The sequence below is a fragment of the Methylomonas sp. 2F7 genome (genome assembly GCF_057126975.1).
In genome coordinates this window covers 4,519,997-4,539,827 of the sequence record NZ_CP195203.1, presented here as the reverse complement: position 1 = coordinate 4,539,827, position 19,831 = coordinate 4,519,997, and the positions used below count along the sequence as shown (strand labels likewise).

20 protein-coding genes are annotated in these 19,831 nt (G+C 49.9%); all 20 read left to right on the top strand.

Translation table 11 applies throughout. The annotated features are described in order from the left end of the window. Positions 1-51: 51 nt before the first annotated feature. The 20 genes from mnmG to ACR64Q_RS20325 all read left to right on the top strand — a co-directional run bounded on the left by mnmG (position 52) and on the right by ACR64Q_RS20325 (position 19,552). Entirely contained in the window at positions 52-1,920 is a 1,869-nt protein-coding gene (gene mnmG, locus ACR64Q_RS20420) for a tRNA uridine-5-carboxymethylaminomethyl(34) synthesis enzyme MnmG (RefSeq protein ID WP_036277597.1), read from the top strand. Further along, positions 1,920-2,546: a 16S rRNA (guanine(527)-N(7))-methyltransferase RsmG gene (rsmG, locus tag ACR64Q_RS20415; RefSeq protein ID WP_313732927.1), complete on the top strand. Its 627-nt coding sequence runs from the start codon at positions 1,920-1,922 to the stop codon at positions 2,544-2,546. The genes mnmG and rsmG overlap by 1 nt, the downstream gene beginning before the upstream one ends. Then, entirely contained in the window at positions 2,539-3,315 is a 777-nt protein-coding gene (locus tag ACR64Q_RS20410; RefSeq protein ID WP_026602692.1) for a ParA family protein, read from the top strand. The genes rsmG and ACR64Q_RS20410 overlap by 8 nt, the downstream gene beginning before the upstream one ends. Then, positions 3,312-4,160, top strand: a complete 849-nt coding sequence (locus ACR64Q_RS20405) for a ParB/RepB/Spo0J family partition protein (RefSeq protein ID WP_026602691.1) — start codon at positions 3,312-3,314, stop codon at positions 4,158-4,160. Before ACR64Q_RS20410 ends, ACR64Q_RS20405 begins: the two co-directional genes overlap by 4 nt. 310 nt (positions 4,161-4,470) lie before the next feature. Then, a complete protein-coding gene (locus tag ACR64Q_RS20400) occupies positions 4,471-4,839 on the top strand; it encodes an ATP synthase subunit I (protein ID WP_313732926.1) in 369 nt (122 codons plus the stop codon). 17 nt (positions 4,840-4,856) lie between these two features. Beyond that, positions 4,857-5,621 (top strand): F0F1 ATP synthase subunit A, encoded by a 765-nt coding sequence (atpB, locus tag ACR64Q_RS20395; protein ID WP_026147085.1) that lies wholly within the window; start codon positions 4,857-4,859, stop codon positions 5,619-5,621. A gap of 42 nt (positions 5,622-5,663) precedes the next feature. Beyond that, positions 5,664-5,948 (top strand): F0F1 ATP synthase subunit C, encoded by a 285-nt coding sequence (gene atpE, locus ACR64Q_RS20390; RefSeq protein ID WP_020484117.1) that lies wholly within the window; start codon positions 5,664-5,666, stop codon positions 5,946-5,948. Between the two features lie 84 nt (positions 5,949-6,032). Then, on the top strand, positions 6,033-6,506 hold the full coding sequence (locus tag ACR64Q_RS20385) for a F0F1 ATP synthase subunit B (protein ID WP_026602690.1): 474 nt from the start codon (positions 6,033-6,035) through the stop codon (positions 6,504-6,506). A gap of 3 nt (positions 6,507-6,509) precedes the next feature. Further along, entirely contained in the window at positions 6,510-7,040 is a 531-nt protein-coding gene (locus ACR64Q_RS20380) for a F0F1 ATP synthase subunit delta (RefSeq protein ID WP_313732925.1), read from the top strand. Positions 7,041-7,061: 21 nt separating this feature from the next. Then, the gene (gene atpA / locus ACR64Q_RS20375; RefSeq protein ID WP_020484120.1) at positions 7,062-8,603 is read left to right on the top strand and encodes a F0F1 ATP synthase subunit alpha; all 1,542 of its coding nucleotides are present in this window, start codon (positions 7,062-7,064) and stop codon (positions 8,601-8,603) included. 11 nt (positions 8,604-8,614) lie between these two features. Further along, the gene (atpG, locus tag ACR64Q_RS20370; RefSeq protein ID WP_020484121.1) at positions 8,615-9,478 is read left to right on the top strand and encodes a F0F1 ATP synthase subunit gamma; all 864 of its coding nucleotides are present in this window, start codon (positions 8,615-8,617) and stop codon (positions 9,476-9,478) included. A 44-nt stretch (positions 9,479-9,522) separates the two neighbouring features. Then, the gene (gene atpD, locus ACR64Q_RS20365; RefSeq protein ID WP_026602689.1) at positions 9,523-10,896 is read left to right on the top strand and encodes a F0F1 ATP synthase subunit beta; all 1,374 of its coding nucleotides are present in this window, start codon (positions 9,523-9,525) and stop codon (positions 10,894-10,896) included. Between the two features lie 24 nt (positions 10,897-10,920). Further along, positions 10,921-11,343 carry a F0F1 ATP synthase subunit epsilon gene (locus ACR64Q_RS20360; RefSeq protein ID WP_026602688.1) on the top strand — a complete coding sequence of 141 codons (423 nt, stop codon included), beginning with the start codon at positions 10,921-10,923 and terminating at the stop codon, positions 11,341-11,343. Positions 11,344-11,415: 72 nt separating this feature from the next. After that, the gene (glmU, locus tag ACR64Q_RS20355) at positions 11,416-12,837 is read left to right on the top strand and encodes a bifunctional UDP-N-acetylglucosamine diphosphorylase/glucosamine-1-phosphate N-acetyltransferase GlmU (protein ID WP_026602687.1); all 1,422 of its coding nucleotides are present in this window, start codon (positions 11,416-11,418) and stop codon (positions 12,835-12,837) included. Position 12,838: 1 nt separating this feature from the next. Continuing rightward, positions 12,839-14,668, top strand: coding sequence for a glutamine--fructose-6-phosphate transaminase (isomerizing) (glmS, locus tag ACR64Q_RS20350; protein WP_313732924.1), 1,830 nt, complete (start codon positions 12,839-12,841; stop codon positions 14,666-14,668). Between the two features lie 48 nt (positions 14,669-14,716). Beyond that, positions 14,717-14,995: a hypothetical protein gene (locus ACR64Q_RS20345; RefSeq protein WP_313732923.1), complete on the top strand. Its 279-nt coding sequence runs from the start codon at positions 14,717-14,719 to the stop codon at positions 14,993-14,995. Positions 14,996-15,393: 398 nt separating this feature from the next. After that, a complete protein-coding gene (locus tag ACR64Q_RS20340; RefSeq protein ID WP_313732922.1) occupies positions 15,394-16,305 on the top strand; it encodes a zeta toxin family protein in 912 nt (303 codons plus the stop codon). Between the two features lie 10 nt (positions 16,306-16,315). Continuing rightward, positions 16,316-16,633 carry a hypothetical protein gene (locus ACR64Q_RS20335; protein ID WP_313732921.1) on the top strand — a complete coding sequence of 106 codons (318 nt, stop codon included), beginning with the start codon at positions 16,316-16,318 and terminating at the stop codon, positions 16,631-16,633. 313 nt (positions 16,634-16,946) lie between these two features. After that, entirely contained in the window at positions 16,947-17,417 is a 471-nt protein-coding gene (locus ACR64Q_RS20330; RefSeq protein WP_313732920.1) for a hypothetical protein, read from the top strand. 917 nt (positions 17,418-18,334) lie between these two features. Then, positions 18,335-19,552 carry a glycosyltransferase gene (locus tag ACR64Q_RS20325; protein ID WP_483823417.1) on the top strand — a complete coding sequence of 406 codons (1,218 nt, stop codon included), beginning with the start codon at positions 18,335-18,337 and terminating at the stop codon, positions 19,550-19,552. Positions 19,553-19,831 lie beyond the last annotated feature (279 nt).

Genomic DNA, 19,831 nt, shown 5'->3' with positions numbered 1-19,831 from the left:
TTTTTCTCCGCAAGCTATTAAAATAACGTTTTATTTGAACATAGAATGCCTGTGAAATTCCAGAAAGACTTTGATGTGATCGTAGTGGGCGGTGGTCACGCCGGCACTGAGGCAGCCTTGGCTGCTGCTCGTTCTGGTGCGCAAACTCTGTTGTTATCGCAAAACATTGAGACCTTAGGGCAGATGAGTTGCAATCCGGCAATAGGCGGGATAGGCAAAGGGCATCTGGTCAAGGAAGTGGACGCGCTGGGTGGCATTATGGCGCAGGCCATCGATAAAGGCGGTATCCAGTTCCGTATCCTCAATGCTAGCAAAGGCCCGGCGGTACGGGCGACCCGGGCGCAGGCGGACCGGATGCTTTACAAGCAAGCGGTGCGCACTGCGCTGGAAAATCAGCCCAATCTGGCTTTATTTCAGCAAACCGTTTCCGATTTGCTGGTGGAAGGCGAACGCGTGGTGGGTGTAAAAACCCAGATGGGTCTGGAGTTTAATGCTCGAGCCGTGGTGTTGACTGCCGGTACCTTCTTGGCTGGCCGTATTCATATCGGTCTGGAAAATTACAGCGGTGGCCGCGCCGGCGATGCTGCTTCGATTGCGTTAGCCGAACGCTTGCGGGAACTGCCCTTCCGCATCGGTCGTTTGAAAACCGGCACGCCGGCCCGCATCGACGGCCGCACTATAGATTACAGCAAATTGCAGGAACAACACGGCGACACGCCGTTGCCTGTGTTTTCGTTCATGGGTAGCCGCGAGCAGCATCCGCGGCAAATCTGTTGCCACATCACCCGAACCAACGAACAAACCCACGACATCATTCGTTCCGGTTTGGATCGGTCGCCTATGTATTCCGGCATTATCGAAGGTGTTGGCCCGCGTTACTGTCCGTCGATTGAAGACAAAGTCGTGCGCTTTGCGGACCGCGATTCGCACCAAATTTTTGTCGAACCGGAAGGCTTGACCACCAATGAAGTGTATCCCAACGGCATTTCCACCAGTTTGCCGTTCGACATTCAATATCGCTTCATCCGCACCATGCTCGGTTTCGAGAATGCGGAAATTGTTCGTCCCGGTTATGCCATCGAATACGATTTCTTCGATCCACGCGATCTGAAAACGTCTTTAGAAACTAAGCATATGAACGGTTTGTTCTTCGCCGGCCAGATCAACGGCACTACCGGTTACGAAGAAGCCGCCGCCCAAGGTTTGATTGCAGGCTTAAACGCGGCGCGTCTGGCTAAGGGCTTGGAAAGCTGGTGCCCCGGTCGCGACGAAGCCTACATTGGCGTGATGATCGACGATCTGATCACGCGCGGCACTGCCGAGCCGTACCGCATGTTTACCAGTCGCGCCGAATACCGCTTACAACTGCGCGAAGACAATGCCGATTTGCGTTTGACCGAACAAGGCCGGGAGCTGGGTCTGGTTGATGATGCCCGCTGGCAGCGCTTTGAAGAAAAGCGCGAAGCCATTGCTAATCTGCAAGGTAAGCTGGCCAAAAAGTGGATACGCACCGAATCCGACGAAGCTGCTTTGGCCGAGGAATTGTGGGGTAAAAAACTGTTGAAAGAAGCCAGTCTGATGGAAATGCTGCGTCGCCCGGAAGTGGATGTCGAGAGTCTGCTGCGATTCAGCGACGAAACCGAAGTGGATGAGCAAGTGGCCGAACAGGTAGCGATACAAGCCAAGTACGCCGGCTACATTGATCGCCAGCAAACTGAAATCAACCGTACCTTGCGTTACGAGCATTTGAAACTGCCGGACAATGTTGATTACAGCCTAGTGTCCGGTCTATCTAACGAAGTCAGCGAAAAATTGAAAAAGCAGCGACCGGAAACCTTGGGCCAAGCCTCGCGGATTCCTGGCATTACCCCTGCAGCGATTTCCTTGTTGTTGGTGCATCTGAAAAAGAAAAGCGCTTGATGGATGCTTGTCGCGATAAGCTGGAGCTCGGCCTAAAAGCGCTCGGGCTGGATATCGGTGAGCACGGTAACGATGCGTTATTGCGCTTTATCAAGTTGATTGCCAAATGGAACACAGCCTATAACCTGACGGCGGTGCGCGATCCGCTGGAAATGGTCAGTCTGCACATCCTGGATAGCTTGGCGATTCTGCCGTATCTTCACGGTTCGCGCGTCGCGGACATAGGTACCGGTGCCGGTTTGCCGGGCATTCCGTTGGCGATTTGTCGGCCAGATTGCCATTTCACCTTGGTCGATTCCAACTCCAAGAAAACCCGCTTTGTACAGCAGGCCGTGCTGGAGTTGAAGTTGAAAAATGTCGTGATAGTGCATAGCCGCGCTGAACTGCTGCAACCGGCTGAGTTGTATTCCACGGTTATTTGCCGAGCCTTTGCCAGCATGCCCGATATCCTGCAACTCACCGGTCATTTGCTGGCTGACGATGGCGTACTGCTGGCGATGAAAGGTCAGCAGCCCGAGCAAGAGCTGATAGACTTGGCCGCAACATACAGCGTGATTCCGCTGATGGTGCCCGGCATAGACGCCGAACGCTGCCTGATTCGACTGGAGAACCCCAAGCATGGCTAAGATTATTGCGATTACCAACCAAAAAGGCGGAGTCGGCAAAACCACCACCAGCGTCAATCTGGCGGCGGCTTTGGCGGCAACTAAGCGCAAGGTGTTGTTAATCGACCTGGACCCGCAAGGCAATGCGGCTATGGGTTGCGGGGTGAATAAGGAAGAAATCGAATATTCCAGCTGTGAGTTACTGCTGGAAGAAGTGCCGGTTTCCGAGATTGTCGTGAAAAATAAGCAGCTGGGTTTTGATTTGATCCCAGGGAACGCCGATCTGACCGCAGCCGAAGTGCAGTTGATGAGTGCGCAGCATCGCGAGCGCCGCCTGGCCGATGCTTTACTGACGATAAAAGATCAATACGATTACATCTTGATCGACTGTCCGCCGTCTTTGAATATGCTGACCTTGAACGCGATGGTGGCTGCTAATAGCGTGTTGATTCCCATGCAGTGCGAATATTATTCGCTGGAAGGCTTGTCTTCATTGATGTCGACCTTACGCAGCATCCGCGATAGCGTCAATCCGGGTTTGTATCTGGAAGGCATATTGCGAACCATGGTGGATAGTCGCAGTCGCTTGGGTAAGGATGTTTCCGATCAGTTAATCGAATATTTTGGCGACAAAGTTTTCCGAACTACCATTCCCAGAAACATTCGTCTGGCTGAGGCGCCCAGCCATGGCGTGCCGGTGTTGGCTTACGATAAATCCTCGCGCGGCGCGATGGCATACATCGCGTTGGCGGGTGAAATGATCAGAAAAGAAAAAGCGGCAAAAAAATGATGCAAAAAAAACGCGGTTTAGGGCGAGGTTTGAGCGAATTGCTGGGCGACGTTAGCGCGCCGGTGCCCGAAAAATCTCAAGACTCGCAAAGTTTGCCCATCGAGTTCCTACAGCGCGGCAAGTATCAGCCACGCAAGGACATGGACCCGGATAAGCTGAAGGAGTTGTCCGATTCGATTGCTGCGCAAGGCATCATCCAACCGATCATTGTCCGCAAAATAGACGGCGAGAAATATGAAATCATCGCCGGTGAACGCCGTTGGCGGGCGGCGCAATTAGCCGAGTTGCAGGATGTGCCGGTGCTGATCAAGGATTTGGATGATCGTTCGGTGATGGCGATAGCCTTGATCGAAAACATTCAGCGCGAGGATTTGAATGCGTTGGAAGAAGCCGAGGCACTGCATCGTTTGCAGGACGAGTTCGAGCTCACCCATCAGCAGATCGCTACGGCGGTAGGCAAGTCGCGTACGACGATCACCAATTTGTTACGCTTGCTGGAGCTTGCTGGTGAAGTGAAAGGCATGTTGGGCAAGGGCTTGTTGGAAATGGGGCATGCTCGAGCATTGCTGGGGCTGGACGAAGCCAAACAAGTCGAAATTGCCAACAAAGCCGTCAAACACGGTTTGACTGTCAGGGCGGTAGAAAAGTTGGTGCGCGAACAGCATGAAGATAAGCCGGCGGCAGTGAAAAAAATCGACCCGGATACCTTGCGGTTGCAGCGGGACTTGAGTGAAAGAACCGGCGCCAAGGTGGAAATCAATCATCAGAGCAGTGGCAAAGGCAAATTGATTTTTACATACACCAGTTTGGAAGAGCTGGAAGGCATCATAAAAAAAATCAATTGAGTGCTTCGGTGCTGGCAAATGTCGTATTCCGGTCATGATATGGCGCTTTGTCGGGTTTGCTACATTGCCTATTTTGGCAATATTTTAGAAAATCAGTGGCTTACAAAATGGCATGTGTATTGCTGTAAGCGTTGAGATTGAAAGTTCGATATAAAGCCTCTGTGCTTGCTGTTGATCGAGTGTTGGGCAGGGATAGTCTAGCCAAATCAACAAGGTGGCAATGCCAATTGGTTCCTACCGGACGTGCTTACCTTGCTTTAGAAGTGCTGGCTGGATATAATCGCCCAGCTCAAGACGAAAGGGGAAGTAAATGACAGCTAGAAATGATTTTTCTACTGTCAGAAAAGTAGTTTTTGGACAAGTCCTGATGGCTGCATTGGTGGCGTCGGGATTTTTGTTGATAGGCGGTTGGAAAAGTGCAGTGTCTCCGTTACTCGGAGGATTCGTGGCTTTGCTGCCTAATCTGTATTTTGCCTACAAAATCTATCTGGCCAAGGATTTGGGCGCGCAGGGCATCGTTAATGCATTTTATGCAGGCGAAACGGTTAAGTTAATTTTGACGGTAGCCCTGTTTTCTATCGTGTTACAGATTCCCTCTGTTGATTTCTTAACGCTGATGGTGGGTTACATCGCAGTGTTGTCGGTTTTTTGGTTTGCGCTGTTTTTGTGGCGTGATTAGTTTTTTTGCGAGGACAAATGAGTACTGAAGGTGGCGCAACAGGTTATATAGTCCATCACTTGACACCATTGTCGGTGGGTGAGGGATTTTGGACATTGCATCTGGATACCTTGTTTTTCTCCGCGTTTTTGGGCGGATTGTTCATTCTGTTCTTCAAAACGGTGGCGGAAAGAGCGACATCCGGTGTGCCTGGCTTGGCGCAAAATATTGCGGAAACCTTGGTGGAGTTCGTCGATACCCAAGTTAAGGACAGTTTCCACGGTCGCAGTCCTTTGATCGCGCCGCTATCGTTGACGATCTTCTGCTGGGTGTTCATGTGGAACGCCATGGACATGTTGCCGGTGGATTTGTTGCCCATGATAGGTAGCTTGATGGGCATGGAATACATGCGTGTGGTGCCGAGTACCGATTTGAACGGTACCTTTGCATTGTCGATCAGCGTATTTTTCCTGATCTTCTTTTACAGCATCAAGGTTAAAGGATTGATGGGGTTTGCCAAGGAAATGACTTGCACGCCTTTCGGCCCGAAAATGATGCCGTTCAATCTGCTGCTGAAAACAGTCGAAGAATTGGCAAAACCTATCTCGCTGGGTCTGCGGTTATTCGGTAACTTGTATGCCGGTGAACTGGTATTTATCCTGATCGCCTTACTGCCGCCTATCGTTCAGCCGTTGCTGGGCTTTCCATGGGCTGTATTTCACATCCTGGTTATTACTCTGCAAGCCTTCATATTCATGGTGTTAACCATCGTTTATTTGAGCTTGGCCCACGAAGATCATTAATAGTTTTATTTTCAACTTTCATATCAATATTTAGGAGACACTATGGAACTCGCATCATTAATTGCCAACGTACAAGGCTTCACAGTTATCGCAGTTGGCATCATTTTGGGCTTGGGCGCAATCGGTACTGCTATCGGCTTTGGTCTGCTGGGCGGTAAATTCCTGGAAGGTGCTGCTCGTCAACCTGAGTTAGTTCCAATGTTGCAGGTCAAAATGTTCATCATCGCCGGTTTGCTTGACGCGGTAACCATGATCGGTGTTGGTCTGGCGCTGATGTTGACCTTCGCAAACCCATTCCTTTCAGCCGTTCAATCTGTCGCAGGTTAATTAGCAATTATCGGATTGAGATGAATAGGCTAAACACTATTCACATACCGATAGAATGACAACGGCATTACGAGGAAAGCATCAATGAGCATCAATGCTACTCTGATCGGGCAGATGATAACTTTCACACTTCTGGTTTGGTTTACCATGAAGTATGTCTGGCCACCGATCATTGCCGCTCTGGAAGAGCGCAAAACCAAAATTTCCGAAGGTTTGGCCGCGGCCGAGAAAGGCCAGGAAGAAATTAAATTGGCCGAGAAAAAAGCCAAGAGCCTGCTGAAGGAAGCTAAAGAACAATCGGCGGAAATCGTCAGCGCAGCGCAGAAACGCGCCAATCAGCTGGTTGAAGAGTCGAAAGATCAAGCCAAAAAAGAAGGCGAGCGTTTGCTTGAAGCAGCAAAAGCCCAGATAGAGCAGGAAATGCTGCAAGCCAAAGAGAGCTTGCGTAAAGAAGTATCCTCACTGGCTTTGCGTGCCGCTGAACAGATTTTGAAAGAAGAAATCGACAAAGCCAAGCATCAAGACATTCTCAGCAAAGCAGCGGATCAATTGGGTTAAGCAATGGCTGAATTATCGACATTAGCAAGACCTTACGCGGAAGCAGCTTTCAAGCGCGCCAAGGAAACGGGGTCGTCCAAGCAATGGTCCGATTCGTTGACGTTTTTGTCTTTGGTCATTCAGGATGAGGCATTGGCTAACATTGTCAAAAATCCTCGGGTTGGCAAACAGCATACAGCACATTTGATTCTGGATATATGCCAGGATCAGATACAAGACGAAGCCAAGAATCTTCTGAAAGTGTTGATAGAAAATGACAAGCTGCCCTTATTGCCGCAAATTTCGGTGATGTTCGAGCAGTACAAAGCGGATGATGAAGGCTACGTCAATGTTGATTTATACAGTGCGTACTCGCTAACAAAAGCCGAGCAAGGCAAATATGTCGCCATGCTGGAAAAGCTTTTGCATAAAAAGGTCAATGCATCCGTTTCTGTCGATAAATCGTTAATTGGGGGCATCCTCGCTAAAGCGGGCGACAAAGTCATCGACGGTTCTATCAAAGGCCAGCTTCATCAATTAGCTAAAAGACTTTAAGAGTTAGAGCGGGAAAATAAAATGCAATTAAATCCATCAGAAATAAGTGATCTGATCAAAAAGAAGATCGAGAACTTCGACGCCCATATTGAGGCACATACCGAAGGCACCGTAGTCAGTGTCACCGACGGTATTGTTCGGGTTCACGGTCTGTCGGAAGCAATGCAAGGCGAAATGCTGGAATTCCCTGGCGGCTCTTACGGCATGGCTTTGAACCTGGAAAGAGACTCGGTCGGTGTGGTAATGCTCGGTGCTTACCAACATATTACCGAAGGCGATACTGTTAAATGTACCGGTAGAATTCTGGAAGTGCCGGTTGGTGAAGCCTTGCTGGGTCGTGTGGTCGATGCCTTGGGTAACCCAATTGACGGTAAAGGCGCTATCGAAACCAAATTAAGCTCGCCTATCGAAAAAATTGCTCCAGGCGTTATCGCCAGACAATCGGTAGATCAACCGGTGCAAATCGGTTTGAAAGCGATTGACTCGATGATTCCTGTTGGTCGCGGCCAACGTGAATTAATCATCGGGGACAGACAAACCGGTAAAACAGCCATTGCGATTGATGCGATCATCAATCAAAAAGGTACCGGTATCAAATGTATCTATGTGGCTATCGGCCAAAAACGTTCTTCTATTGCCAACGTGGTTCGCAAACTGGAAGAGCACGGCGCGATGGAGCACACCATCATCGTGGTGGCTTCGGCTTCTGAATCGGCGGCGCTGCAATTTATTGCGCCCTACACCGGTTGCTCGATGGGCGAATATTTCCGCGATATCGGCGAAGATGCACTGATCATTTATGACGATTTGACCAAGCAAGCTTGGGCGTACCGCCAAATTTCCTTGCTGTTACGTCGTCCGCCAGGTCGTGAAGCGTATCCTGGTGACGTGTTCTACATTCACTCTCGCTTGCTGGAACGTGCAGCTCGCATCAACGCGGTTGAAGTAGAAAAATTGACCAACGGTAAAGTGAAAGGCAAAACCGGCTCATTGACTGCGTTGCCGATTATCGAAACGCAAGGCGGCGACGTGTCGGCTTTCGTTCCGACCAACGTGATTTCCATCACCGACGGCCAGATCTTCCTGGAAACCGGTCTGTTCAACTCAGGTATTCGTCCAGCGGTTAACGCCGGTCTGTCGGTATCGCGGGTGGGTGGTGCAGCACAAACCAAGATCATTAAAAAGTTGGGTGGCGGTATTCGTCTGGATTTGGCGCAGTTCCGCGAGTTGGCGGCGTTTGCTCAGTTCGCTTCCGACTTGGACGAAAGCACACGCAAGCAAATTGAACGCGGACAACGCGTTACCGAACTGATGAAACAAAATCAATACGCGCCGATGTCGGTCGCGGACATGAGTGTTTCCTTGTATGCGGCTAACGCTGGTTTCCTGGATAGCCTGGAAGTTAAAAAAGTCCGCGATTTCGAAGCGGCTTTGTTGGACTTCATGCATGCTGACGAGTCAGCTTTGATGGCTAAAATTAACGAGAAAGGCGACTATAACGACGAAATTCAAAAAGGCATTCACAGTGCCATTGAACGTTTCGTCAAGACCGGTAGCTGGTAAAGGGTCCGCACATGGCTGTTGGCAAAGAGATACGTACCAAGATCGCGAGTATTAAAAATACTCAGAAGATTACTCGGGCCATGGAAATGGTGGCCGCGAGCAAGATGCGTAAAACCAAAGACAGAATGCAGGCCACCCGGCCTTACGCGAAGAAGATAGGCCAGATCATCAAACATCTGGCTTATGCCAATCCCGAATACAAGCATCCTTTTTTGATCGAACGCGAAGTCAAGCGCATCGGCATTATCGTAGTGAGTTCAGATAGAGGTTTGTGTGGTGGTCTGAATGCCAATTTGTTCCGGAAAGTGTTGGGCGAAATGCAACAATGGCAAAGCCAGCAAATCGCAGTAGACGTCTGTACTATCGGCAGCAAGGCTGCGGGCTTTTTCAGCATGATCAAAGCCAATTTGATCGGACAAGTCTCCAAATTGGGCGACACACCGCATCAGAACGACATCATCGGCACGATCAAGATCATGTTGGATGCGTTTACTGCCGGCGAGATTGATGAATTGTTTTTGATCAGTAACGATTTCGTAAACACTATGACGCAAAAACCGGTCGTGCAAAAATTGTTACCGGTTGCTGTGGGCGATTTAGGCGAAGAGTCCAAAGGTCGCTGGGATTACTTATACGAACCTGATGCTAAAGAAGTATTGGATAGTTTATTGATCCGATATGTGGAATCCGCGGTTTTCCAAGGTTTAGTGGAAAACAACGCCTGCGAGCAGGCTGCCCGAATGGTGGCAATGAAAAGCGCATCCGATAACGCTGGGAATATCATTAAAGAATTGCAACTGGTTTATAACAAAGCCAGACAAGCGGCAATTACGCAAGAGATTTCCGAGATCGTGGCCGGCGCTGCTGCTGTTTAGAGCATCACGACAAGTTTAGATAGATTTTAAAAGAGGACGACATAATGAGTTTGGGTAAAATCGTTCAGATCATCGGTGCGGTCGTAGACGTGGAGTTTCCACGCGATAACCTGCCGAGAGTATATGATGCGTTGAATGTTAAGGGCGGTCTGGTTTTGGAAGTTCAGCAGCAATTGGGCGACGGCGTAGTCCGGACCATTGCGATGGGTTCCACCGATGGCTTGAGCCGAGGCGTTGAAGTCAGCAATACCGGCGAAGCGATCAAGGTGCCGGTCGGTCAGGCGACACTGGGACGCATCATGAATGTCCTCGGCGAAGCTATCGACGAAAAAGGTCCTATTGGTGAGAAAGAGAAGTGGACTATTCACCGCGATGCACCTTCTTACGATGAGCAAGCGCCAGCTAACGAACTGTTGGAAACCGGTATCAAGGTTATCGACTTGGTCTGCCCTTTCGCGAAAGGCGGTAAGGTCGGTCTATTCGGCGGTGCTGGCGTAGGTAAGACCGTTAACATGATGGAGCTGATCCGTAACATCGCGATCGAGCACAGCGGTTTCTCGGTATTTGCCGGTGTAGGCGAGCGGACTCGTGAAGGTAACGACTTCTATCACGAGATGACCGACTCCAACGTTATCGACAAAGTATCGCTGGTTTACGGCCAAATGAACGAGCCACCAGGCAACCGTTTGCGTGTCGCGCTGACCGGTTTGACCATGGCTGAGTTTTTCCGTGACGAAGGTCGTGACGTACTGTTCTTCGTTGACAACATTTATCGTTATACCTTGGCGGGTACCGAAGTATCGGCGCTGCTGGGACGTATGCCTTCCGCGGTAGGTTATCAGCCTACACTGGCTGAAGAGATGGGTGTGTTGCAGGAACGGATTACCTCGACTAAAACCGGTTCTATTACCTCTATCCAAGCGGTATACGTACCTGCGGACGACTTGACCGACCCGTCGCCTGCTACTACCTTCGCCCACTTGGATGCGACCGTAGTATTGTCTCGGCAGATCGCCGAGCTGGGTATCTATCCGGCTATCGATCCGCTGGATTCCAGCAGCCGTCAGCTTGATCCTTTGGTGATCGGCCAAGAGCATTATGACGTTGCTCGCGCGGTACAGGGCATTTTGCAACGCTATAAAGAACTGCGCGATATTATCGCCATCTTGGGTATGGACGAATTGTCTGAAGACGACAAGCTGACTGTATCCAGAGCGCGTAAAATCCAACGTTTCTTGTCGCAACCGTTCTTCGTTGCCGAAGTCTTTACCGGTTCTCCTGGTAAATACGTCTCTTTGAAAGATACCATTGCTGGATTCAAAGGCATTATCAGCGGTGAATACGACAGTCTTCCCGAGCAAGCTTTCTACATGGTCGGCACAATCGACGAAGCCATTGAAAAAGCCAAAGGCATGTAAATCAGCTCATAGGAGAGTTTTAACATGGCAATGACAATTCATGTGGATATCGTCAGCGCGGAGCAGGAAATCTTTTCCGGCTTGGCTGAAATGGTCTTCGCACCGGCTGAAATGGGCGATGTCGGTATTGCGCCGCGCCACGCGCCGTTGATCACCAAGCTAAAACCCGGTGAAGTACGGGTTAAGTTGAGCGACAAGGAATCGCAGGCGTTTTATGTCTCGGGCGGTTTTCTGGAAGTTCAGCCGCATTTGGTGACCGTTTTGGCGGATACTGCGATTAGAGCAAAAGATATCGACGAAGCCGCAGCCTTGCAAGCCAAAGCCCGAGCGGAAGAAATGCTGAGCGATAAATCGGGTAAATACGATTACGCGATTGCACAAGCCGAATTGGCGCAAGCTGTAAACCAGTTGAGAACTTTGGAAAGACTAAGAAAACGTGGTGCGTAAACCATTCATTACGTAAAAATATAAGCCCGATGACGATTCGTTATCGGGCTTTTTTTGTTTTAAGGAATAGCAATGTCGATTAAAACCATCATCTTGGCAGCCGGCCAAGGCACTAGAATGCGTTCGTCGCGGCCCAAAGTACTGCATGAAATCGCCAATAAGGCGCTGCTGCAACATGTCTATGAAACCAGCCTCTCGCTCGAGAATAATCAGATTTTCATCATCTACGGTCACGGCGGCGAGACGGTCAAACAAACCTTAAGCAGTTTGAGCGCCACCTGGATCGAGCAAAAGCAGCAGCTAGGCACCGGACACGCGGTACAGCAAGCGATCCACCATGTGGACGATCCGGATACTGTTTTGATTCTGTACGGTGATGTTCCGCTATTAAAAGCCAAAACCATCCAAACCTTATTACACAAGGTCAGCTTGACGTCTTTGGCTTTGCTAACAGTCAATCTAGACGATCCAACCGGTTACGGGCGCATCGTTCGCGACAAAGATCACGCCGTCGTCAAAATAGTTGAGCAAAAAGACGCCAACGAAGTGGAATTGCAAATCACTGAAGGCAATACCGGCATCTTGGCCTGCAAAGGTAGCCAGTTAAAGCAATGGTTGTCCCGGCTGAGCAATAACAACGCCCAAAATGAATACTATTTGACCGACATTATCGAAATGGCCGTGGAAGATGGCTTGAGTGTAGAAACTACACAAGCCGGCAGCCAGGATGAAGTGCTGGGTGTAAACAATCGCAGCCAATTGGCGCATCTGGAACGCGTGTATCAACTGGAACAAGCGCAAGCGCTAATGGAAAAAGGCGTCACGCTACGCGATCCGGCCCGGGTAGATGTGCGAGGCAGTTTTGCGGAGATTGGTCAGGATATCGATGTGGACGTCAACGTAATCTTCGAGGGCACAAATCGTATTGGCTCCAACGTTAAAATCGGTCCCAATTGCCTGATTAAAAACGCCAGCATCGCCAATGATGTCGAGATATTCGCCAACAGCGTGATCGAGGACGCCACAGTCGGCGTCGGTAGCCGAATCGGCCCATTCGCCCGTCTACGTCCGCAAACCGAACTGGCCGATCATGTACATATCGGCAATTTCGTGGAAATCAAGAAATCCACCGTCGCCACCGGCAGCAAAATTAACCATTTAAGCTATATTGGCGATAGCGAAGTGGGTAGTAAAGTCAATATCGGCGCCGGCACGATCACCTGCAATTACGACGGCGTGAATAAATTTAAAACCATCATCGAAGATGGCGCGTTTATCGGATCGGATACCCAATTGGTGGCGCCGGTGACGGTGGGTAAAAATGCTACGATTGGTGCCGGTTCGACCATTACTCGCGATACGCCGGAAAATCAGTTAACCCTTAGCCGGACCAAACAGCTTAGCGTGCCGACCTGGCAGCGTCCGGTTAAACAGGCGGAGATTGTTCCCGACAATTCTCCGCACTCCTTACCTCCTTGTAAGTCGGAGAAATAGTATGTGTGGGATAGTCGCGGGAGTTGCACAGCGTAATGTCGTGCCGATTTTGCTGGAAGGCCTGAAGCGCCTGGAATATCGCGGCTACGACTCAGCCGGTTTGGCCGTGGTCAGTCAGGGCGAAATATTCCGAAAACGTGAGTTAGGCAAAGTTAAAGGGCTGGAAGCCTTAATCGCCGCCGATCCTATCGAAGGGACTATCGGTATCGCGCATACGCGCTGGGCCACCCACGGCAAACCCAGCACCCGCAACGCTCACCCCCATGTTAGTCGCGATAAAGTGGCGGTAGTGCACAACGGTATTATCGAAAATCACGATCATTTGCGTACGGCCTTGCAACAGAACGGTTTCGAATTCACTTCAGAAACTGATACCGAAGTCATCGTGCATAAAATTGCCGAAGATCTGCAAACCACCGACAGCCTGTTAAGCGCGGTAAAAGCCACGGTCGCCACTTTACGGGGTGCGTATGCGCTGGGCGTGGTATTCATCGACTGCCCGGATACCTTGATCGCCTGTCGCAAAGGCAGCCCCTTGGTGATTGGCGTCGGCATCGGCGAATATTTCATTGCATCCGATATAGCCGCCCTCTTACCGGTTACCCAGCGCTTCATTTTCCTGGAAGACGGCGACATTGCCGAACTGAAAATCGACAGTCTGGTGATTTATGATGAAAACGATCACCGCGTTGAACGCCCTATCGTCGAAAGCCAATTAAAAGCCGATTCGGTCGACAAAGGCAAATACCGCCACTACATGCTCAAGGAAATTTACGAGCAAGCCTGGGCGGTGTCGGAAACGCTGGAAGGCCGTTTCATCGACAACCGGTTGCAGGACAATGCGTTTGGCCATAACGCCGCCGAAGTATTCGACCAAATCAAATCGGTACAGATTCTGGCTTGCGGCACTAGCTATCATTCCGGCTTGGTGGCTCGTTACTGGTTCGAGAAACTGGCACGGGTGCCATGCTCCATAGAAGTGGCTAGCGAATTCAGGTATCGCAATCCGGTTATTTCCCCGGATACCCTGGTCGTCACCATTTCCCAATCCGGGGAAACCGCCGACACCTTGGCAGCGTTATTGGAAGCCAAACGCCTGGGCGTCAAACATTCGCTGGTGATTTGCAATGCACCGGAAAGCTCGCTGGTGCGCGAATCCGATCTGGTCATGATGACCCGCGCCGGCCCGGAAATTGGTGTGGCTTCCACCAAAGCCTTCACCACCCAGTTGGTGGCCCTGCTGATGTTGATCATTGCCGTGGGCCGCCGCTTTGCATTGACCAAGGAAACGGAAGAGGAAATCGTCTCCGAGCTATTCAGCTTACCCGGCCACATCGAAAAAGTGCTGAAACTGGATAACGCTATCGAATTGCTGTCGCAGCGCTTTGCCGATAAACACAACGCGCTCTTCCTCGGTCGCGGTACCCATTACCCGATCGCGATGGAAGGGGCATTGAAGCTGAAGGAGATTTCCTACATCCACGCCGAAGCCTACCCAGCCGGCGAGTTGAAACACGGCCCGCTGGCGTTAATCGACTCGGAAATGCCGGTCGTAACCGTGGCGCCCAACAACAACCTGCTGGAAAAACTGAAATCCAATATCCAGGAAGTCAGCGCCCGTGGCGGGCAATTGATCGTGTTCATGGATGAAGAACTGGCGGAAAGCAGCGACGAAAACGTGCAAATCGTCAAAATGCCCAGCGTCGCCAACATCATCTCGCCTATCGTCTACACCATCCCGCTGCAACTGCTGTCCTACCACGTTGCCGTGCTCAAAGGCACCGACGTGGATCAGCCGCGCAACTTAGCCAAGTCGGTCACGGTGGAATAGCAGACAGTTGGAAGGATCTTCTAGAATAACTATTACAGCGAGGTCGTTATGTTGAGCATTAAATCAAAAGAAAGTAGATTGGCAGTATGTCTTTGCACACTATTAGTACTGTTCACTCCAGTGGCAACCCAGGCAGACACAGTAATGTTGTTGGCTGCGGCAGAAACCGGGTCGGTAGCGGCGAGACAGGCGGCTGATCAGAAGGCCGCGCTGGCAAAAAAGGCGGCAGAGAGAGAGGCAAAAAAGGCAGCTGAGGCACAAGTGCCAGCTGAGGCGGTAGTGCCTGCCGAGAACAAGGCGCCTGCTGAGGTTCAAAAGGAAAAATAATCGGTGTGTAGAAACCAATGGAGTCAGACTCCATTGGTTTTGAGTAGTCGTCTAATTCAACGCGCCAGGGAACTGCGCTAAACATAGCGTTATTTCGAAGCCGATTTTAGTTTCAAGTCTGTGCTGAATGGCGGTTTATCTCACGGTTGCCAGCCGATCTATTGTCTCCGGATAAGATTTAATTTGCGGTGATAATAAAAGGCCAATGAGCTGTCATTCAAAATGTAAGTGCGATTAGCTTGCCTACTCGCGCATTTCGAAGTCAACCTTCCTCCGATTACGCTATCGCTAATCGGAGCTACGCGGACTGAGCACTTATATTTTTAGATTTCCATGCAGATAGTCTGCTAGAAAAGCTTAGGCTAATTGATTTGAAAGTTTTTTGATAAAATAACACGATGAGCAATAATTTTGCGAGACCACTCAACACCAATGATCTTGTTTTTAGGTTTTTAACTAAAACATTGGAGATCGATAATGATGATGCCGCTGAATATACCCAAGATGTAACTAAGGCGGAAATTTTATTAGAGGAAATGAAGTGTCGGCCTACTTTAGAGTTTTCTGATAATCGTAATCCAAAATACAAACAAGATGAAATTAGGAAAATATTACGATCGCGAATATTTGATGAATTGCGCCAACTCAACCGCCTTGAAGACGATGAAAAAATAAGCCTGGGAAATGGGGGGGCAAAACCAAATAGCGCTGTAAGAAAAGAAAACCAGGCATTTTTAGTTATTGGATTACCTGCATCAGGGAAATCGAGCATTTCATCAAAAGTTGCTGATTATTACGGCGCCTATGTTGTAGACTCAGATTATGCAAAGCGAAAATTCCCTGAATATAAACATGAGTTTGGAGCGTCGATATTGCATGAGGAATCAACATTAGTTACCTATGGGTCATCTGATAATCCAAAGCACAATGATGAACCATGCCTAATAGAGTATTGTTTGTCTAGTGGAATAAACATAGTTATTCCGAAGATTGGGCATAGTATGGAATCTTTAAGCAAGCTTTTCGCTATTGTGAAAGCTTTTGACTATAGTGTTCATCTTACGTTAGTTAGTCTTGATAGACAGGAATCATGTAGGCGGGCGCTCGATAGATATCTGAACACTAAGAGATACGTCCCTTTGGGATTAATATTCGATGATTATGCGAATGATCCGGTGCTGACTTATTATCGGTTGAAGAGCAAAAAAGATTGGGCCTCAACGGGAAAGATATCAACATTGAACTTAAGAGAGCAAGGGCCAACCTTTATTGAAGGTGATTACAATAATCCTGCGTGTATATTTAAGTAGGGTGGTAAATGTGAAAAAAAACAATTCTTTAAGAAATAAAAAATCGGGAAAATATGTTTTTAAAAGAGATCCCAAAACAGGAAAATATATTATCGTGCGCACAGATGACCATTCCGTTATTGCGATAGATCCAAATGGAGCGGTCAGTATAGGGACGAGCGCACGTACTGCAAAGCATAAAGCAAAGAAGATGACTACATACACGAATAATGTAAGAAGGATTTATTCGCGAGATGGCGATGAAATCTCTGCCGCTTGGGCTCTTGTCAATCTGAGTAAGGAAAAGCTGAAAGAAAAATATAAAAGATACCAAGAAGAAGGTATATAAGATAGCCGGGCCGTAGGATGCGCTGAACAGCGTGAAGCGCATCGTTCGCGTTAGTGTATTTGTCCGGCAGTTTTGGCCGCTTTAAGCCTTTCCTTTCAGGCCACAGCAAGTATGGCCTGAATCAAGAACAGCCATCAAATGTGACTCTCAACCCCGGATTCCGCTCCACTCAATCCCGATCACAAGCTTTGCCGAATAAAAACGCCAATCTCTAACATATAAAATCATTCCTTTTTAGAAATATAGCCTACGCTTTTTCTCTGCGGACCGGCGCGGTCGGTGCGCGTTTTCGGCAACTTTGCAGGAGATTGAGATGAGTCAGAATTTGTTATCGTTAACTTTCAGCGATGCGGCATTGGCGGAGATCGATGCGGCTTTGAATACCTTGGAAGCCCACTTTACCGGCTTTGCGTCGCTGTCGCCCGACCAGCGCCGCAATATTCTGAAGATGGGTGATAAAACTGAAGCGTTCTGTCGGCAGACCATGCTGTTGGCAGGACAAAACGCTCAAGCGATTCCGCCCAATTTGAACATGGCAGAGGCGCAAGCGGACATGACCAGCCTTGACCAACTGCGGCCCAGGTTACATCGGCTGCGGGATTTGCAGGCGCGCGGCGACGATACCGACATGGCGCTGGGCAGTGATATTTACAGCTTCTGTCTGGACGCCTACGCCTCACTGAAAATTGCCGGCAAAGGCGCGGCGCTGGAAACTTTACGCCAAGCGATGGCGGTGCGCTTCAATCGCGGTGCCAAGAGCAAAGTCGAGTCAGCCGCCGGCTAAGCTTTTCGCTGGAATTGACAGCTGGCCGTGGGGGACGGCCAACCGTCATACTAGGCCGCTTAGCTTCAACGCTACTGTTGCCAGGCTGTTCGCTCCACCCCAATACCTTTTATCTTTAAGTGCCGAGCGTTGCGGTAGAGAGGCGAGCCAAAAAGCCGGTCGTGCAAGGCAAATAGCTTCAAGCGCAAGCAAAGATAAGCGTGTTCGCCAGGTAAAAAGCGATTCGGGCAAGCCACATTGGTGCAACCCCAAATCTCGACGACCTTGCGCGCAGGCCAACAAGCCGTTCGTACACGGCAAATAGCGTCAATCGCAAACCGGACTAAGCAAACGCGCAGGCAGAAACGGTGTTCGCCAATAGCAAATTACCTTAACCGCAAGCCACGAAACGCTTGCGCGCAGGGTAAAAAGCTAATCGGGTAAGCCAAATCGATTGAAATTCTAGCCTCCAGTACTTGCGCGTTGGCCACCGAGCCATTTGCACACGGCAAATCGCTGCAGCCAATAGCTGTCCGACTGTTAGCTGCAGGGCTTTCGGTGTCGCCCCAATTTCAAAACAGTGTGTGCGCAAGGTGTTAGGGGCGTAAGGTCTTCAACAGAACGGTCACCTGACTGTTGGATTGATGATGCTGCGAAAGCTAACGCAGTCTGGCAGGCCGTGGCATTCTTGTTGTCGCCCATCGCTCTTTGTAGATGAGACTACAAATATTGGAGATGTCACCATGTTTAAGGCAGTCTGTTGTCCACACCTATCTGCCTAATCGTGCATAGGGACGGGGGCTCGCAATTTTCAAGAACTCGTTTATAGTGCCGTGTCATCGCCGATATAACCGGGTAATGCGAGTTTTATGGCATCAACTTTAGCTATGACCGCGCCCCTGGCCCACTAGCATATTGACAGAGTAGGTAAAACTGACATGAGCCGTATCCTGTTCGCCTGGGAATTGGGCGGTAACCTTGGGCATATTACTCGCCAATTGCCGATAGCCCGGCAACTGCGGCAAATGGGACACCAAATTTTCTTTGTGGTGCGGGACACCGCCGTGGCGGCCCAACTGCTCACGCCCGAAGGATTTGCTTACGCCCAAGCCCCCATCAATGTCGACAAGAAGCGGCTTCCCCACCCGGTCAACTACGCCGAAATCCTGATTGCGTCAGGCTATGCCGACCGGGCAGTTTTATTGGGCTTGGTGCAGGGCTGGATTAGTTTAATCCGGCTGTTCAAGGCCGATCTCATAGTTGTAGACCACGCGCCCACTGCCCTCGTTGCCGCCCGCCTGACCGGTTTGCCCGCCATCACCATCGGCACCGGTTTTGAGATACCGCCCAATTGTTTACCGCTGCCTTCTATCCGTCCGTGGGAAACCATCCCGACGGAACGGCTGTTACGAGCTGAACACTATGTCCTGGAACGGCTTAATACCCTTTCGACCTTTTTAAAGGGTGGCGCTATCGAACGCATCACCGATTTATTCCAAGGCGCTCGCAAAGTATTGGCAACCTTCGCCGAGTTAAACCATTATGGTGTACGCGAAGGCGAAAATTACGTTGGCCCGATATATACAGGTAGCACAGGGCAAGCCATCACCTGGCAACTAACCGACAAACCCCACGTATTCGCCTATTTGCGGCCTGACGTGCCTGGTTTTGAAAACCTGCTTAAAGCCCTATCAAAACTCTCGGCGGAAATCATTGTGGTTGCGCCTGGGACCAAACCCACCCACATTCAGGCGTTTGCCAAACCAAACTTGCGCATCCTCACCCAACCTGTCCAAACCGAACAGCTTTTTAAAATGACACACTGTGCCGTAACCACCGGCGGTACGGGCACCGTGAGTCAATGCCTATTGGCAGGCATCCCGCTGTTGCTCGTGCCGCAAAATGTCGAGCAATTTCTGATGGGCCTGCGCGTTGAGGCGTTGGGCGCCGGGATAGCGGTAAGGAACAGCCGTCAGGAACACGATTTCGCCGGGCTATTGGAGGACGCATTAAATAAATCGCGTTACCGGCAATCCGCACAAGCGTTTGCCCAACAATACGCCGGCTATGAGCCCGGCTGCACCATAGATAAAGTCATTCAGTTGATCGACAACACCTTAAAAACGTCGGCGTGCAGTGACATGAATGCTAGCTAAGGCAGTGCAACTCAACTTGCAGATAAGCGTCGATATGGATTTCTTGTCGAAATAACGGGTGATCTCCGGCTGTTTTTCAAGCAAAAGCTCATTGGCTGCTGAATTTATAGGCTAGATATTTTTACCCACAGCCGCCCCCTTTTCTGCTAAAAATCGGCGCAATGTTGGTTTACCCAACTTTTTAGAAGCAACGGGTCAGGAATCGCATTCAGCCTGTTTCGACATCTAACCTAATCCGATTGCCATATGCCGCGCATTTAATGTTCGGCGTTGAGGGAT

Bases quoted from the DNA above. Each gene is read 5' to 3' on its own strand.
- atpB (WP_026147085.1), top strand. From the start codon at position 4,857: ATGAGTACTGAAGGTGGCGCAACAGGTTATATAGTCCATCACTTGACA.
- ACR64Q_RS20330 (WP_313732920.1), top strand. From the start codon at position 16,947: ATGAGTCAGAATTTGTTATCGTTAACTTTCAGCGATGCGGCATTGGCG.
- rsmG (WP_313732927.1), top strand. From the start codon at position 1,920: ATGGATGCTTGTCGCGATAAGCTGGAGCTCGGCCTAAAAGCGCTCGGG.
- ACR64Q_RS20400 (WP_313732926.1), top strand. From the start codon at position 4,471: ATGACAGCTAGAAATGATTTTTCTACTGTCAGAAAAGTAGTTTTTGGA.
- atpD (WP_026602689.1), top strand. From the start codon at position 9,523: ATGAGTTTGGGTAAAATCGTTCAGATCATCGGTGCGGTCGTAGACGTG.
- atpG (WP_020484121.1), top strand. From the start codon at position 8,615: ATGGCTGTTGGCAAAGAGATACGTACCAAGATCGCGAGTATTAAAAAT.
- ACR64Q_RS20405 (WP_026602691.1), top strand. From the start codon at position 3,312: ATGATGCAAAAAAAACGCGGTTTAGGGCGAGGTTTGAGCGAATTGCTG.
- ACR64Q_RS20360 (WP_026602688.1), top strand. From the start codon at position 10,921: ATGGCAATGACAATTCATGTGGATATCGTCAGCGCGGAGCAGGAAATC.
- ACR64Q_RS20340 (WP_313732922.1), top strand. From the start codon at position 15,394: ATGAGCAATAATTTTGCGAGACCACTCAACACCAATGATCTTGTTTTT.
- atpE (WP_020484117.1), top strand. From the start codon at position 5,664: ATGGAACTCGCATCATTAATTGCCAACGTACAAGGCTTCACAGTTATC.
- glmS (WP_313732924.1), top strand. From the start codon at position 12,839: ATGTGTGGGATAGTCGCGGGAGTTGCACAGCGTAATGTCGTGCCGATT.
- ACR64Q_RS20325 (WP_483823417.1), top strand. From the start codon at position 18,335: ATGAGCCGTATCCTGTTCGCCTGGGAATTGGGCGGTAACCTTGGGCAT.
- glmU (WP_026602687.1), top strand. From the start codon at position 11,416: ATGTCGATTAAAACCATCATCTTGGCAGCCGGCCAAGGCACTAGAATG.
- ACR64Q_RS20410 (WP_026602692.1), top strand. From the start codon at position 2,539: ATGGCTAAGATTATTGCGATTACCAACCAAAAAGGCGGAGTCGGCAAA.
- ACR64Q_RS20380 (WP_313732925.1), top strand. From the start codon at position 6,510: ATGGCTGAATTATCGACATTAGCAAGACCTTACGCGGAAGCAGCTTTC.
- ACR64Q_RS20385 (WP_026602690.1), top strand. From the start codon at position 6,033: ATGAGCATCAATGCTACTCTGATCGGGCAGATGATAACTTTCACACTT.
- ACR64Q_RS20345 (WP_313732923.1), top strand. From the start codon at position 14,717: ATGTTGAGCATTAAATCAAAAGAAAGTAGATTGGCAGTATGTCTTTGC.
- atpA (WP_020484120.1), top strand. From the start codon at position 7,062: ATGCAATTAAATCCATCAGAAATAAGTGATCTGATCAAAAAGAAGATC.